Annotated in this window: 5 protein-coding genes; all 5 read right to left on the bottom strand. The window is 60.0% G+C overall.

Features of this window, described 5'->3' with window-relative positions; genetic code table 11:
* Positions 1–207: 207 nt before the first annotated feature.
* Positions 208–11508, bottom strand: coding sequence for an LPD38 domain-containing protein (locus OKC40_RS01470; protein WP_270793907.1), 11301 nt, complete (start codon positions 11506–11508; stop codon positions 208–210).
* Positions 11509–11642: 134 nt separating this feature from the next.
* A complete protein-coding gene (locus OKC40_RS01465; RefSeq protein WP_270793906.1) occupies positions 11643–13043 on the bottom strand; it encodes a hypothetical protein in 1401 nt (466 codons plus the stop codon).
* Between the two features lie 11 nt (positions 13044–13054).
* A complete protein-coding gene (locus OKC40_RS01460; protein WP_106843057.1) occupies positions 13055–13294 on the bottom strand; it encodes a bacteriocin in 240 nt (79 codons plus the stop codon).
* Complete coding sequence (locus tag OKC40_RS01455) at positions 13294–13668, bottom strand: hypothetical protein (RefSeq protein WP_270793905.1); 375 nt, start codon at positions 13666–13668, stop codon at positions 13294–13296. The genes OKC40_RS01460 and OKC40_RS01455 overlap by 1 nt, the downstream gene beginning before the upstream one ends.
* Positions 13669–13678: 10 nt before the next feature.
* Positions 13679–14317, bottom strand: a complete 639-nt coding sequence (locus OKC40_RS01450; RefSeq protein ID WP_270793904.1) for a hypothetical protein — start codon at positions 14315–14317, stop codon at positions 13679–13681.
* Positions 14318–14320 lie beyond the last annotated feature (3 nt).

The following is a 14320-nucleotide window of genomic DNA, read 5'->3' as shown; positions in this document are numbered from 1 at the left end:
TTATTATCGAGTTCGGTGATCGCCTGAACGGTCACCTGTAATGGCGTGGGCAGTTACACAGAATTATTTACAGGCTCAAAGCTGAACGCCTTGAGCGCCACCACCATCATTATCAACGCAAACAGTATCCACATGGTCAGGGTCCTCACATATTAAGGCCCTAGCTTACCCCCTTCGCATGGGCTCAGCCAGGGCCGCTATTCTCCCTTACTCCCAATTCTCCCTGTTCTTGTTTACCGCCTGATACACCAGGTCGTTGCGGCGGGATAGTAGCTCATCAATGCGCTTGCGCTTCTCCTCTGCGTTCATGGTTCGGTCACGTTGGATCAGTTCAATCTTGTTACGCACTACCCTTACCTGCTGCTGGGTGCGGCTCAGGCTGCGGCGCGCCTTCAAGATCCCGCCTTGCTCATCCAGTAGCTCGTTCGCCTTGTCGGTCAACCCCTCGCTGCGATACTGGTCAACGGTGCGCTTGAGCTGATTCACCTCGTTGAGCATCCGGTAGAACTCCTCCATGTGCTGGGTGGACTTAGCCGGACCGGTGCCGCGGTACACGGCTTTCACTAGCGGAATTTCGTCTGCCCGCCAGCTTGCCGACTCGCCGGGTCTGGCTGCCCGGATCAGGCCATCTGCGGCGGCCATGACATAGCTGCCCATGGTGCCGGTATAGCCAATCACCAAGTGCTCAAGCTGCTTGGGTGAGAAGCCAGACAGCTCGCCAAGCTCGCGCATCAGCAGGCTGGTCTGCTCGTTGTAGCGAGCCTCGGCCTTGACAGCCAGATCCTGCGGGCTGTCGATTGGGCCGCCACGGAAGGTGTCATAGTTGAAGGCTGCCTCCACCATCGGCTTGACGATCTGTGGGGTCGGGTTGAGGGCAAAGGTATCGCCGATCGCCCGCGCTACCGCCTTGCCGAACTGGGCGCCGGTGTCCTTGTCGCCCATGGCGCGCACCATGCGCTCCGGGATGGTGCCGAACATCACACCAATCTCGAACGGCTTGGGGATCCGGAAGTGCTGATCGCCAACAAAGAAGTGCCAGTTGGCGTCCTTGTCCCAATCCGGCAGCTCTTCGTATCGCTCATCGTCCCAGTTGGCGGCCAGCAGGCCGAGCGACATGGCGGTGATCATGCCAGCCCGCTTGGCGATTTCGCGGGGGTTGTCGCGCAGTTCCCGGCTCAGTTTGCCCAGACCCTGCAGGCGAGCATTGAAGAACGGCAACACCATGGACGCCCCCTGAATAAAGCGGGCCGCCCCCATCATGGAGAAGTCCATCAGGTCTTTTGACTCGAACGCCGCCTGTGCGTGGCTCTTGCCCGCCTTGATGGCAGCGGCATAGACCGCCTCGCGGTTGGCATTCTCGAAAGCCTCGCCATAGCGGTTGTACTTCTCCCACACATTGGCAACCACGCCCTTTGCCTGAGCGGCGTTGCGGATAATGCTCTTTTCGTAGCGGGCAATCTGCTCCGGAGTCATCCCCTTACGGCGCAGTGACTTGCGCACGGTGTCGGCCATGGCGGTCGGGTCGTTACCGTTTACATAGCCACCCAAGAAGCTGGCGCCGCTGAACATCACATCAATGGTACTGCCGTCCATCGCCAGGGTCTTTTTCACCCCCTTGATGGAGTCGATCACCGGCTTGAAGCCGTCTTTGCTGATCGCCCAACTGGAGAGTGAGTCGCGCAGGAAGTTGCGCAGCATAAACTCAGGGGATGCGGTCACCCCGGCCGTCAGCAGGCGCTTGGCCTTTGATGCCATGTTGATCATGGTGCCGAATGGCTGGCGGTCGAAGAAGGTCATAGCGCGATAGAGGTCCGGATCCTCAACCCGGATCATGTAGTCCTCCCCCTCCAGCTTGACCATGATCCTGTCTTTGCCATTGGCAAGGGCCTGGTAATCCATCTTGTTTGGCTTCGGAATGACCTCGATGATGCCGGTATCCGCCAGGTTCCAAACCGTCTTCTGGGCCGCCATGTTCTTCATGGACGCGTCGATCAGCTTGGAGGTGGAGGTGAAGATGTTCTCGAGCAGGTCGTTGGTGTTGGCCTCCCCGCCCTTGAGCTTCTTGATGCCGGAGTTCTGGTTGGCAATGCCCTTCGTCTTGAAGGGGGCGATCACGTCGCCGTCATCTGATTCACGGAAGAACGGGATGTACCATTCGCTTTCAAACTCGGCCCGCGCCTCTTTGGTGAAGAGCCCAGCTTCTTGTGCCAGGTCCAGGGTTGCGGCATTGAGGCGGTTCCAGCGGGCTTTGGCATCAAGGAATTTGGCCTCCTTGCCCTTGCCTTGCCCCTTGAGCGCCGCAATGTCATTGGCATCGAGCAGGTTCTCACGCCCTTGGGCCAGCAACAGCTCGGCCCGGTGGCCGGCCATCCAGCCCAGCCAGTTGTGCAGGTCAGCTCCCAGGTCGGCAAAGATTCCCAGCAGCGCATCCTTCTCGCTGGTGCCCGCCTTGCGCTGGATCACCCCGTCCTTCCACTCCGGCAGACCATAGAGCATGGTCGCCTGCATGGTGGAGGCCGCCCCGGTCGCCATCCGCGCCGCAACATAGCCTGAGTCGGCTGCATCGGTAATGCCTGCCGCATCCTCTGCGTACTTGATGGGGGCCAGCGCATCGAGCACTTCGGTGTTGGCTTTCTTGATAAAGCGGTCCACCCATGACTCAACCACACCACGATCAACCTTGCGCAGCTTGTCCAGATTGGCCTTGGTTTTGTCGATGATGTCAGGCTCGGGGCCGAGATTGAGCTTTTCCATGGCCTTGTCTGCGGCCGTGTTGGCTTGGCTCATCTTGATCCCGCCCTTCTTTGCTGGCTGTTCAGACTCCTGACTGAACTTATGACCACCATCCGGGCCACCATTGTCAGGTCCGCCGCGCTTAATCTTCTTACCCAGCCCCTCAATCAGCGCTCTGGTTTCAGCTGCGGTAATGCCACCAGGCACAAAGCCGACAGTGCGCAGCGCCTTGGTAACCCACGCCACCACCTGATCCCAGCCGCGGCGCCATGCACTCTGCTCCAGCTCGGCCAGGTGGGCAATCACCTCCTCGGCCTTGGTGCCGATGTCCTCGTCGGCGTAATGGGTGTTTACCCAGTCCCACACCGGCTTCATGCTGGGGTCCTTCTGGGACTGGATGAGGCGGCTCATCAGCTTGGTGTATTCCCCGTCCCCCAGGACGTTGGCTAGGCCGTAGTGGGCCAGCACCTCATGGCGTAGGATCTCGCGCATCCGCTTGGGGTCGGAGATGGTATCTGCTGCCACGTGGAGAGTGCCGGCATCGTCGTCGAATGCAGCGCGGCGGATCAGCCCCTCCTTGGTATCCAGCCCGAGGGATTCCTCCAGTTCAGCCTGGGTTGCGTGGATCTGCACATCTATGCCGGAAGCGCCGCGGTACTGCTTGAACCACCCCTTGGTTACCAGCTCAGCTTCCTTGCGCGTCAGGTGTTTAGCAGGTCGCATCCCTTGTGACATGGCTTGCTTGGAGAAGCGGATCCGCCCCTCGATGGCGTTGGAGATGATCTTGCCCGGGTTGGAGCGCGCACCCACGATGGCCACCAAGCCGTCATGGCCGGCGGCCTTCAGGCGCTGATCCTGCTCCTTCAGGGTCTTGATGAAGTTGGGTGCGTCGATCTTGCCCATGGATTGCAGGTAGCGGGCCAGCTCGGCATTCATGCTCTTGCGCAGACTGGCCAGCAGATTGGGCTGCCCGTTGCTCTGGGCGCTGGCATAGTCGGCGATCATGCCTTTGGCCTTGCCCCATGCGTAGTTGAACGACTCTTTCCCGATCACCTCCTTCGGGCGCAGCTTCTTCAGCTCTCCGCGCAGGGCCGTGATGCGGTCTGACTGGTCTTTGTGGTGGGCGGCTTGGCGGCGGTTCTCGGCGTCCTGGGCGGCGCTGCTCTGGGCCTTGCGACCAGAACGGCCGGTGATCGCCCAGCTCGGGTTTTTGATGCCGTCGCGCATCAGCTTGCGGGCGTTGATGGCCTCCTCATTGGCCCAGGCTTGCACCTCAGCCTCGGCGGCCGCCCTCTGCTCTGCCGTGTCCAGTAGGCCGGCATCCTTCAGGTCATTGAGGATCCGCCCCACGCCGGTGCTGATGCCGCTGGCAAAGTTCACACCATGGCCGCGATGAGTTGCCTGGTTGTAGAGGCGCTGCTGCTCCTCGTCGATGGTTGGGATGCGAATCTTTGCCCCGCTAACCTCTACGACTGCAGAGGTTAGTTTTCCTGCGCCTTTTGCTTGGCCTTCCCCAGCAGATCCAGAAACGCCTGTGTTCTTTCCGTGGTCATTCCGTGGTCCCGAGACCCCAAAAAAATCTTGGCTGGGTCGTAATGCTGACTGCTCTCGCTCTTTTCTGGTGCGGTACTCTCTTTCTTGGGCATTGATTGCCTCCTCTGCGCTAATAGGGTCTGATGGCTTTCCGGTTAGCAGATCTGGCTGACCGGCATGCTTGGCCGCATGATTGAGCATATCAAGAATGGCTCCAATCGTCTCAGTCATGCGCTTGGCACTCCTGCTGGCGTCGGCCAGCATTTCAGCCATAGCGCCACCCGCCCGGCTTATACCACCGCTAACCATGTCGCCTTGATTAATAATCTCAGATATTGCCTGGTGATTGCGCCTTGCGTCGCTCATCACCGTAACGCCTTCGGCCAAGATGTTTGACAGATCGGCAGCATGCTCAGGCATTGCACTTCTCAGCTCTGCCATTTTACCGGCGTTGTTCATTAGCGCCCCAATCAGGTTTTTACCAACCTGATCGCTATCCCCAGTGGCAGCCTTTAGTAATGATGCGTTGTCATACCCATACGCAAAGATTGCCGCAGATACCCTGCGTCGATAGGCATCATTCCAGCGACCTCGATCATCCTTATACTGGTTGAGTGTGTTTTCACCGATCGCCCTGGCAAATGCGTTAAGGAATGGCTCGTTGCTCATGGCTAGCAAGTCTCCACCCTCTGGAATGTTGAGCATGCCCATTAGCTTGTCATCAAGTTTTCCAGCATCGACATTGGCGTCCTCGCTGGCTGAATTTGCCATCTTTGCGTCAGTGTTTGAGTCAACCACAAAGTCACGGCGCTCAGCCTCGCTCATTTCGGTAAGGCGCTCGCGCACCAGTACCGGCTGACTCATTGCGGCCACCTCGTCAGGACTAATACCAAAGTCCTCTGCATGCTCCATAAGCCACTCGCGATATGCGTCAGCGCTGCCCTGGCGATAAGCCTGCTGCAAGCCTATTGTGCGGCCGTTGCCACTTTCCACAATGCCGTCACGCACGATTGGTGCGCCACGATCTGTTTCTGGGCTGGCTCCTAGTCGCCGCCCCTCTGGGTTGTTGGCAATCTGCCGCACCTGCACCTGGTATGTGCTCTTGCTGCGGTCTCTCGGCTGCAGCTCCTGCGGATAATGCCTGTTTACGGTCCCGTCAAACTCATGCGATGCGACCAGATCTCCAGACTCCATCAGGCGATATTGCACTTCCACTGGCTTACCCTTCGGTGTGTGCAGGGTGGCGCGAGTGCCAGCCTTGAGCTCAGGTCCTTTCACCGCATCAACCGGCTTTTCAATGGTGATGATCTTGGTGCGCACGCTGGTTGGGTTGAGCGAATCCTTAAATGCCCCCTCCGGCATCATCTCCTCGCTGGCGCCAAGGTCGTCAAGCCACTCGCGGAACGCTTTGTTTTTCTTGTTGCTGCGCTGGCCAGCCATGCTGGATACGATGGCAGCCAACCGCCCGCCTGGTTTGAGGTGGCCAAAGGCATGGCGCACATGGTCAATATCCATGTCATTGGAGAATGGCGGGTTCATGACCACAGCGTCATAGCGCTGGGATGGCGTTGTCTCCATAAAGTCATTACCGACCAGAGAGAACCCCTTTTCCTGCAGGATGTCGCGCAGGTCGCTAGCCACCTCCACGGCCTCCACCGTTGCCCCTGCATCCCGGGCGGCCTCTGCCAGCATGCCGTGACCGGCAGATGGCTCGAGTACCACCATGCCAGGCTCAATACCAAGGCGATCCACCAGGTCGGCTGCGTACTCTTCCGGAGTGGGGAAGAAGTCGATAAAGGCGTTGCGGTTGTTCAGCAACCGACGCTTCAATGCGTTGGTTTTTTCTGTCACCGGATCCCGCTGCGGTGCCGTCTCATTCAGCCCGCGCTGCAGCCTGACCAGCTCACGCAATGCCGCGCGCAGTTCGGTGTGATTGGTAATGCCCATGCGCTCCAGGCGACCATACCCGGCGATCTGATCCTTGATGGTGCTGGTACTGTAGTCATCACTACCAGTGACATACGCCTTGAGCTTGGCAATCAGCTCCGGATCGCTCAGGGTTGTGGTCTTGTTATCCCTGTTTGCCGCAGCCTTAACCAGACTCATTACCTTGGCGCCAGCCTGCTTAAAGCCGCTCGAGCCCTGCATCTTTATGGCCACCTCACGAAGCCGATCGGTGTGGTAATCCATGCCGGGCATGGATACCCCCTCCACCATCTGCTCAGGGGTTGCCTTGTCGCTCCAGGAATAACGGCTGCTGTCATCGCGATTGATCACCCCATCGCTCACAAGCGCATCAATCTTGGTGGCTGGCAGCGACCACAGCCCACGATTGAGCGCCGACTGCAACTCTTCAAGTTGCGCGCCGTTGGCAAGGTTGCGCAGGTAGGTGATCTCCCCGTTCTCGATGCCGGTGGCGATAGCCTCAAGCAAGCCAGCAAAACGCAGGTCTCGCTCGGCGTTGGTTCTAGCGTTGGCCGCCATGCTTGCGCGGCGTGCGGTATTCTCCTTGCGAGCGGCATTAAACACCGCCTCCGCTTTGGCTCTCGCTGACGCAGCGCGATTGCGCAGAGCCTCCACCTGCTTGGACTTGCCAGCCGGCTGAGCCTCGCTATCAGTAGACTGATCAGGTGCAACCTCTGGGCTAGCCCCGCCAACCTCACCACCCAGCCAGGCACGGAACTCGGTCGCTTTCTCTTCGCTCTTGAACTGGAAGCCTGGCACGGCACCCTTGCCGCGGAATGACGAATACCAGCCGCCAAGTGTCTTGGCGTGAGCATTGATGCGATTGTAAGCATCTCGCTCAACCCGATCCCCCATCTGCACAACAAACAGATCATCGCCAGTCTTGGTGTGCTTGGTCTTGATGATGTCGCTGGAAGTGGCAGAGGGGGCAGTCTCATTTCCCTTGGCGCTGCGCTCCTGCTCCCTGCGATCTAGGTTGCGAGCAGCAACCATATCCTCATAGCGGACACGCTGCTCCTGTGTCAGCTTGTCAATCCCTCGCCGCTCTATGAACGCCTTAAAGTCATCCAAGGTTTGCGGGTCGGTTAGAGATCGCTTGAGCTCTTCCCGGCGCCGCTGCATCTCGGCAACGTCGGACAACTGCTTGTCACGAAACAGCTGATACCGCTCAGGGGTGAGGCCATCCAGCGCCTTGGCTACTCGCTCTTCGATACTCTGTCTGGCGCCGCCGATGGCATAGGTCTCGCTGATGGTATTGCCATCACCATTGGCAGCCCAGCGCAGATCACCGATCAGCTGGTTGTATGCGGCCTCGACCACGACGGCCTTTTTGTCATTTTTGTAGCGGGCAGCATTGAAGCGGCTCATCTGATCAAGCAAATCCTGCTTGGTTTTCTTTTCCAGCTCAGCCCGCAGGGAGGGGGCGTTATCCAGAGCGGAACGGCTCATCGCTTGAAATTCAGAAAACTCCATCTCGCCAGAGAACAGGCGACGCTTCGCGGCGTGGTAATCCGTTGCGCTCTTGGCGCCGCGCCAGTCGTTGGCTGGCTCGATCTGCTGCGACTTGGCTCCCGACCCCGCGGTATCGCGGTCGCGGCGCATCTTCATATAAACGCCAAGGCGCAAGCGTTCCTCACCAACCTGGCGAGCACCTTCATTGGATACAGCAGCCCCAGTGCGGCGGCCGCCATTGCCGTTGAACTCGCCAGAGCCTGATTTTTGCAAATCGCCAACCTCGCCACCAAGTCGCTGGTACTCTGCTTCAAGCTCGGGAGTTGACATCTTTCCGTAGCGGCGATCCATTTCACTAAACAGCTCTGCGTCTGCCTGTGCGAACCGCTCATCCCTGGTGGGCACTGGCTCGCCTTTGGATACTGCCTTGCGGTATGCCTCCTCGGCACGCTCAATGGCGGCCTCCTTGGTGTTGGCAGTAAACCAGCCTGCGCCTACTGCAGAACGATACTTCCAGTGCCCGCCATGCTCTTTTAGCAGGTCGCGATCTCGCAGCTCTTCCTCGCCAATACGGCCAGAAACAGCAGCCCCGGCATCTGTGGCCGGGGCTGTCAGTGTTGGGTCATTTTGCTGCTGTCCGTCAGGTACAGGTGCAGGCGCAGCGAGATCTGCCCGATCTCCGGATCCAGCTCGGTCGGTGAGTCCGGCAACGGCTGGTCCAGCGCCTGCTGCAGCCGGTTCGCCTGCGCCAGGCTGATCACCTGATCGCTCACTGCTGATTGCAGGTATCGGGGTAACTGGCTCATTGCTCACCTCTACTTGGGGTTGGTTGCCGGGGATCACCTCGCGGTATCCGGTATCGATAGCTGGTACTAATTGGCTGGCCTCGCCCGCTGTGGCAGACGGTGCCGGAACTGTGTCAGCGCTTACGTTTTTGGCTGGCTGATCAGATGGTTGCCTTATGTCAGCGACATTCGTGTCGTTGACTTGGGACGGGGTTGCTTGCGCGCCGCGCGGGGCCATGCTTGCTACGGCGCTTTTGTCGATAACTACATGCTCTGTCTGGCCGCGCGGGTCGGTGCCGGTGACCACACCATATCCCTGACTCACCAACTCGTTGATGTAGCTTTCAGAAAGGCGGGTAATATCCCCCTGCTTGTGCAACACCTTGGTGCCAGGCTTAATCTTGACATCGTACAGGGTGGGCGTGCCGCCCATCATATCGGCGTAGGCTTGCGCTTGGTGCGCGTCCTGCTCGCTGGTGCCATAGAAGCCACCATAGACACGGCCCTTTTTGCCCTGCTTCTGACCACTTGCGCGGACAATCTGAATATCCTGCTCGCTCATGCCTGGATTGCCGGAACCATGAACGATCACCATGCCATTTTGCGCGATCTCAGTCTTTCCGTCTTGGCGATCCTGCTGGGCCGAATTGCTTGACGGTTGCTTGACTGCGCCCTGCTGCGCTTGGGCCTGTTGCACCTCACCGATAGCCGCTACCCCAAAGCCACCTCCATTGAGCGGCACCGGCATCTCCTGGCCCTTGCGGCTGGCCATGGCCGCCTCTTTCTCGGTTGCGAACGGCTTGCCTTTGCGGGTGATTCGGAGTGTCTGGAGCGGGCCAAATACCGAATCGGTGGCACTGCCTGCCTGCTCGATGGACTGCGCCACCGGGCTGCGCGGATCGCGGGTGGACTGCTCGCCCATGCGGGTATCGACCTGATCCCGTGACAGCTTGGGCGGGGTATAGGCGCTATTGCGCGGGTCCGCGCCCGGCGTGCCCCCGGCAAAGAGGGTCTCTGACTGACCGATCTTCAGGGGCTGGTTGTTCAGCTCGCGCTCACGGCGGGCCAGATCGGCGGCCCGTTGCTGCTCGGCGCGCAAGTCATTGCCATAGACCACATTGCGGTGCGGCAACTCGTTACCCACCTCGCTAGCCTCACCCTCAATCACCGCGCCCGGCAGCTCGCCGGCAGGGTTGGCGGTGGCCGCCTCTGGCGGAAGCAGATCCCCCTCCTGCCCACTCTGCCAGTGGGTGCGCTTATTTCCTCGATACTGCGGACCGGTGCCGGCCTGACGATCATCATGATCACCCGGTGCCGCAACCGCCTTTCCCTTGGGCTTGGCATTGGCATCACCGGCAAAGATAACATCCTTGAGCGGCAGCGCCAGGCGCTGGTTCTCCATAGCCACTTGCTGGGCGCTCTTATTGCCAGCGAAAGGGTCAACCCCTAGCTCACCGGCCTGAGCTCGCTCATAGAGGCTCTTGCCCTGATCACCCGCCTGCATCTGGGTGGCCACCAGATCCTGCACGGTCTGGCCGAACTCACCCGCCAAGGCGCGCTGCACCTCGCTATCAGCCGCCATCCCCTTGTAGCGATCAGCGGTATCGTCTTGACGCAGATAGGCGGGAACATCACGCAGCTCGTCAAACTGGCTCCCACTGGGACCGAGCGGGTTCAGATCTCCCTCAGCCTGTGTGGCGGAGGGCGCCTGCTCGCCACCCTCCTGTGGACCGAATGCAGAGACCGGATCCCCTGCGGGGCCTGCTGCTTCCTCCGTTACCGTCGCGGAAGGTTCTGAAACCGGATCGGTTCCTACGTCCTCCTCTGGGCCGGCATGCTTACTACCTCGCGCCCCACCGACAGCACCTACCGCACCACCTGTCCCCATCCCTATCAAGCCGCCCTCGATCGCGCTCGACATGACCCCCTTCATCGGGTCGATATCGGCGGCGGCCACCTCGTTGAGGGATTCGTTGACGGCGTACTGCTGGATCCCCTCCTCCAGCGTTTCACCCACACCCTCCCCCATGGCCCCTTTGGCTGCGCCTTTCAGCACGCCACCGGTGGCCGCCTTGCCAGCCAGCATCTTGAACAGCATGGCGTCGCCCATCATGGAGCCCATGGCGGCGGCTCCCCACACCTTGGCGTCGCTCATAGTGGCTCGGCTGGCCAAGTTGGCCGTTTCCTCACGGGCCAGCCCCAGCTTTTCCTCATCAGAGAGATGGGCGGTCTGCTGATCCTGGTCGATGCGGGTGAATGCCTGGCGGAAGGTATCGCTCCGGGACAGCTCATCAAAGCTCATGCCCAGCACTGACTCGCGAGTATTCACCCCCGCGCTACCCACCGAACCGGTCGCGCCAGTGGTGGCGGCTGCACCGGTCGCCAGCTTGGCCACCGTCTTGGCGGCGACAGCCTCGGCCACCTCCTGAGTAGCCCCCCGCTTGAGCATGGAGGTGGTGACGGCGCGCCCGATACTGGCCTTGGCGGCGGCACCGGTCACACCGCCAGCCAGCAGGGTCGGCACCATGGAGCCCACGCCCTGCGCCATCTTCATGGCCCATACGTCGAGATCCCCGGCGCCATCCCCCATGGTGAGGCGCCCCTCTGGCGTCTCATCAATCAGGCTGCGGCCGATCGCCTCTTTGGCATCGCCGCTCATCCCATCGGTCAGAGACTCGGCGCCTGACTTTGCCAAGTCGCCAGCGCCAGCCACCACATCAAGCACCGGGCTCAGCTTGCTGGCCATATTGGCGCGAGCCTGCTCCAGGTAATCGCCTCCCTGCTTGCCAGCGTTCTCCTTGCCAAACTGGCTTGCCTGCCTGGCCAACTCACCAATCCCGCCAACCAGATCTAGTGCGCCAGCGCCCACGCCGCGTGCCACATCACCCAGGCCAACATTGAGATCGCGCTGTGGGGTTTGGGCGGCAGACGGGGCGGCAGCCGCTGACAGGCTGCTATCGAGATTGCTCCAGAACGGGTCTGTGCGGGTGTCGGATAGTTTCGGTTGTGGCAAGGCGTCGCGCAGTCCAGGCTTGTCCATGGTGTCCTCGGCTTTTTGTGCAAAAGAAAAGCCCCGACCGGCGAACCGATCAGGGCTTGATATGGGGAGTGCTGGCCAATAAGCAGACTGGCCGACTATGGAGAGATGCTAACGCTGGGGGGTTGGAAAGGCAACTAGCGGCGCGCTTGCGCCAGACTGATGGCCTGATATGCGCCAGCCTCCGCATCACGCAGCCTGCTGGCTGTCACGGTGGCTTGCTCCTCTTTCTTCTGCTTGGCCGCCTGCTGGCGCCACAGCTCGAACGCCGTGTTCATCCGTGCCGGGTTATCCATCAGGCTGCTCAGCTTGCCGTGCTGGTTGGCCTCCTTGATAAACTGCAGGCGCTCGGGATCGCCCCCGGTCCACACCTTGAGTGGCGCCTCCTGCTTTGGCTCATCCGTTTTGGTGGTCAGGCCGTAGGTATCAGCCAGTGCCGCCTTACTCTGTTCAAGCTGGGCATCCAGCGCGTCGAGCTGCAGGTCTTTATCCTCTGCATTGCTGGAGGAGATCCTGGCGCGGTTCTGGCCGTGCTGCTTCTCAAGGTCAGCAACCGCCTTCTTGTAGCCTGCCTGATCTGGGCCAGCCGTCAGTCCGAGCGAGGTGCGCAGCTGGTCGGCGTTGCCGATCATGTGCTTGGCCAGCGCTGCCCGCTGATAAGCCGGTTTCAGGAAGTCATTGATGGGGATCACCTTGGGGTGGTCGTCAGGCGCAGAGGTCCGGTTGTCGGTTACCGGGCGCACCGCCTTGCTGCCGTCGTCGTAGGTGACCTCCACTCCAAGCACCACACCGCGACCGTCAGGGGTGATCATTATGTTGCTCAGTTGCTTGCCGGTGATGGTCTTTCCACTATCCGGGTCGATGTCGCCAACCCCTTTGCCGATCTCGTCCTGGTAAATGGTACCGGCCGCTTTGATAAACTGCGGGTTGTTGACGGCGGCATGCCCTTCCGGCGTGGCTGGGTCTAGCTTGCCTTCCTGAGCCTGGCGCATCAGGTTGCCAGCATGGGTGACAAAGGTCTTACCTGCCTCGGCATAGTCTTGCTGCAGGTAACGCTCAGGGTTGAATGAGCCAGCGCGCGGATCACGCACCACGCTCCAGAACTGCTGGCCCGGGTCTTTGCCATCTGCAACGGCTTGCCAACCTGACTTGATGATGGGCAGGTTCTCCTGCTGGTACGCCTGCTTCTCCCGGTACTTTACCTGCCACTCATGCTCTTGTTTGGCTCTCCCCTCAGCAGCCTGAGCAAACCCCAAGTTGGCATCTCGGTAAGAACGCAGGCTATCCACCTCTTTCTGTTTGAGATCAAACTCCTGCCCCCACTGATCTTTAGCTGTTTTTTGTTGTTCAACCGCGTTGTCAAACTCAGCCTGCCGGAGAGAGTAGTTGCGATTTGAATCCTCTATTCCCTGCTTGACCATAGTGTCGCGCAACCCGAGCTCTCGCTCTTGTCGCTCATCCTCTTTCTGGCCGCGCTGATAGCGATCCATGGTGTTGAAGCCAGCCAGAAAACCTTCTGCCAATCCTGATACGCTCATCTCAATCCCCTTTAAAACAGGCTGTCCGCCAGAAAGCCAATGCCAGCACCAATAGCAGTCCCAAGCCCAGGCATCACCATTGTCCCAACTCCTGCGCCAGCGCCGATCGCACTCATCGTCTGCTGCTTCTTGGCCGTCTTAAGGCTCTGGTTGGCCATTTCCACTTCCTGTTCCCGATTGGCCGCATCACGCAACCCTGCCATACCCTGCTGGCGCGTCTGGGCGCCAATATCAAGCAGTCCGTACCCCATCACATACCTCCACCGGTTTTGATTGCCTCACGCAGCCCGGCATCAGCGCCGGTCAAGATCCCCATCTGGCGCGCCTGCTCCTGCTCGCGAAGGCCATTTTCAGTGCCTGCTGTCATCAGGGCAGCCCGCAATCCCTGGCTGTTGTCGTTGGCGCTACTGCTCACCCCCATGCGGGCATTGCGGTTTGCCGTGGCCTGCTGGGCCGAACGCAAGGCGTTGGCGTTGTTCTCATCCACCCGGCCGAGCTGCTCCTGCAGTAGCTTGCCGTTGGTGGCCAGCTCCATCAGCTCCTTCTGCTTCGGGTAGAAGCGATTTTTCCAGTCCTGATAACTCTCTCTGGTGATCTGTGCAAATGTATCTGCGGCGTATCCCATCGTTTACCCCTTAATAGCCCTTGCCTTGCAGCACGCTGGCTGTCGGGCTGATCTTCTTGCTCACGGTTGCGGTTGTTGCAGGCGCTTTCAGCTCCTTGAGTCCATATGCCGTGCCAGCTCCAGCCAGCGTACCAACCAGACCAGCAGTTGCCTGCTGACTCTGGAATGAACTCTGGGCGTCACTGGTGGCCTTGCGCAGGCTGGTATTGGCCACATCCCCCATGGCGGCCAGCGATTCAGCCTTCTGGCCTGCGCCAATGCTCACCACATCCTTGAGGCCAGCCACATATTTATCCTGCTGGCTGGACTGGGCGCGGTTGGTGGTGTCTGTCTGACTCAATGCCTGATCTGTCTCCAGATTGGACATGGCAGCCTGATACTTGCCACTGGTCGGATCCACGCCGTCAGCCGCCATAGAGTCAGCCAGCCCGGCACGTGCCTCGCCAAAGGATTGAGCGGTACCCAGCGCGGCCGTGCCAGCCAGCTTGCCGTACTCGCTCTCGTTGTTGAGGTCATCCACCTTGTCCATGAAGATGTCCTCATACTGCTGCAGGTCGTTTTTATAGAGCTGCCACTGCTCCATGGCCACATCTGCAGCCGCCCTCTGGGCTTCCGTCTCCTGAATTTCGTTAGAGCCACCCTTGCCCATCGC

This window comes from Aeromonas sp. QDB11 (assembly GCF_027705265.1).
In the GTDB taxonomy this organism is placed as follows: Bacteria; Pseudomonadota; Gammaproteobacteria; order Enterobacterales; family Aeromonadaceae; genus Aeromonas; species Aeromonas allosaccharophila.
This window is presented reverse-complemented; position numbering and strand designations above follow the sequence as displayed.

Excerpts from the sequence above, each read along its gene's own strand:
- OKC40_RS01470 (WP_270793907.1), bottom strand. The coding sequence starts at position 11,508 with ATGGACAAGCCTGGACTGCGCGACGCCTTGCCACAACCGAAACTATCC.
- OKC40_RS01465 (WP_270793906.1), bottom strand. The coding sequence starts at position 13,043 with ATGAGCGTATCAGGATTGGCAGAAGGTTTTCTGGCTGGCTTCAACACC.
- OKC40_RS01460 (WP_106843057.1), bottom strand. The coding sequence starts at position 13,294 with ATGGGGTACGGACTGCTTGATATTGGCGCCCAGACGCGCCAGCAGGGT.
- OKC40_RS01455 (WP_270793905.1), bottom strand. The coding sequence starts at position 13,668 with ATGGGATACGCCGCAGATACATTTGCACAGATCACCAGAGAGAGTTAT.
- OKC40_RS01450 (WP_270793904.1), bottom strand. The coding sequence starts at position 14,317 with ATGGGCAAGGGTGGCTCTAACGAAATTCAGGAGACGGAAGCCCAGAGG.